Below are 2,478 nucleotides of genomic sequence, written 5' to 3' on the forward strand. Positions count from 1 at the left end.
ATTTTAAAGAGCTTAAGTGCATGTATAAGTTAAGATTCAAGCTAAAAACCCTATAATAAAAACTTAAATATATAAGAAACCTTACCAAGTGATTTAATAAATCTAAATAAAATTTAATCTTATACTGAAAGAGGGATATCATGGACAAAGAAAAATTTTTTACTAATAATCTCAACAAGATAATTATATCTGTAATTTGTTGTATATTATGGGGAAGTGCTTTTCCTGTTCTTAAAATAAGCTATAAAGAACTTAATATATTATCTAGTAATACTGGAGCTCTTATGACCTTGGCTGGTCTTAGGTTTTTTATAGCTTCAATTTTAATATTTATATGTACATCTTTTATTTTTAAAGAAAAAATCTCTATAGAAAAACATCATATTCCAAAACTTATACTTCTAGGATTTTTTCAGACTGGTTTTTATTACTTCTTATTTTATATAGGTGTATCTAACACATCTGGAATGAAAAGTGCCATAATAGGTGCTCTAGAAAGCTTTTTTACAGTAATAGTGGCACATTTTTATTATTCTAATGATAAAATAGATAAAATGAAAATTACTGCTATGATTACTGGATTTTTAGGAATTATATTTGCAAATTGGGGAAAAGGCTTTGAATTCTCATTTACTTTCCTTGGAGAAGGTCTTCTTGCTTTAAGCTGTGTTCTAGGAGCCTTAAGTTCCATTATGGTTAAAGAATTTTCAAAATCAATACATCCATTTGTAATAACTGCTTATCAGATGTTCTTTGGATCAATTATGATGCTTATTTATGGATTCTCTAGTGGACAAAGTAACTTAAACTTTAACCTTCTGTCTTCTGGATTACTTCTATACTCAGCCTTATTATCAACCATAGCCTTCTCTCTTTGGTTTATGCTATTAAAGTATAATAAAGCTGGTGAAATAAGCCTTTATAGATTTATTATCCCTGTTTCTGGAACAATATTATCTGCTATATTCCTTCCTGAAGAAACTCTTAACATATATATTTTTATATCTTTACTCTTAGTAACTCTTGGAATTGTAGGTATAAATAAATTTAAGTAATCATTAAGGCTTCAACTTCTTGTACTAATTGTTTTTAATTGAATTTTCTTAGTTTAAAAATATTAAATTTCTTTAGTATAAAAGCTCATTATAGATTTTTTAATTTATAAGTTTATATTTTAAATTATAGGATTTTTGATTCAAAACTTATCTTATACACTACTTAAAATCAAAGGTTTTAAAGGGTTTAAGTGCATGTATAAGTTAAGATTCAAGCTAAGAACCCTATAAGAAAAATTTTAACTTAGAAAGTCTACATAAAAGAATGGGTCTGTCGCATTAAGAATAAACACTACAATATATTGTGCTAATCTTAAATTTGCAAATCAATATATTCTATGTAAATTCCTTAGTACGACGGTCCCATTTTTATTAATTAGTAATATATCTTAACTTATATCCATCTTTATTAAGTTCTCTTATCATGGTTTTTAGCATAGAAGTGTCCTTATACTCATAATAAGGATATCCATTTCCCTCTCTTTTTAAAACTATATCTTCAAATTCCTTTCCTGGATGATAGAAAAAGCTTTTTAATTCCTTTGAATTTTTATTTTTTATTTTATTTATCATCTCTTCAATCTCTTTATCCTCTATATACCCTAAAGGTGCCGGCACATATTTTGTAACCTTATTCCTATGGCTTATATATGTCTTTTTATTCCAAACGCCTATACATGGTTCATATACATAATCAAAATAGTTCTCTAAAGTTGTTTGAAATCTTTCAGAGCTTCTATAATGAGGAGTTTCAAAAAACTTATATGGAATATTTAAAGCTATAGAATTTTTTATGGCAGCTTCTACCCTTCTTACTTCCTCTTCCTTTGATAATTTATGCTTATCTTGGAATTCCGATCCTATTATACTTTCTTCATCTCCATACTGATGAGTATATCCATGTAATCCTACAATTGCCCCTCTATTTATTAAATAATCTAAGGTATATAAAAATTCTGAATTCAAGAAATTTATATCTCTTGTAAGATCATTATCTTCAGATTTTTCAGGATTTACATATCTAGGTATCCAAGCTATATGATATCCACTACCTTCATTATAAAGTAGATCCCCAATAGCCCTTAGTTTCTCCATATTTTCATCATTTAAATAAATACTCCCTGCTGTAACATCCTCAATTCTTATAAGTGCAGTTTTCTTTTTAGATAATGTGCCTTGAGTATCGTTGAATATAAAGCTTTCTTCTTTTGATTTAAAACATCTAACCTCTTCTTTCTTTGAGTCAAAGGAAATCTTTAAATTTAACATATCTGATATATCAATCAAGGATAAATATAACTTATTGTCTATGAATATGCCGTTTCCTCTAAGGTCTCTTCTATTATCCCCAATTTTCCAATATGATTTTTCTAAGTTAATATGACAATTATAATTATCTCCACTTAAAACTACAATATTATCC

2 protein-coding genes are annotated in these 2,478 nt (G+C 27.1%); one reads left to right on the top strand and one right to left on the bottom strand.

Annotation, left to right across the window (positions count from 1 at the left end; translation table 11 throughout):
- The first annotated feature begins 140 nt into the window (after nt 1-140).
- A complete protein-coding gene (locus AB2369_RS12885) occupies nt 141-1,055 on the top strand; it encodes a DMT family transporter (RefSeq protein ID WP_367666877.1) in 915 nt (304 codons plus the stop codon).
- A gap of 372 nt (nt 1,056-1,427) precedes the next feature.
- Here AB2369_RS12885 and AB2369_RS12890 read toward each other — a convergent pair.
- Nucleotides 1,428-2,478 (bottom strand): DUF2334 domain-containing protein (locus AB2369_RS12890; protein WP_367666878.1); only part of this gene is annotated, 1,051 nt, incomplete at its 5' end.

It is taken from the genome of Clostridium sp., assembly GCF_040797585.1.
GTDB lineage: Bacteria > Bacillota > Clostridia > Clostridiales > Clostridiaceae > Clostridium_Z.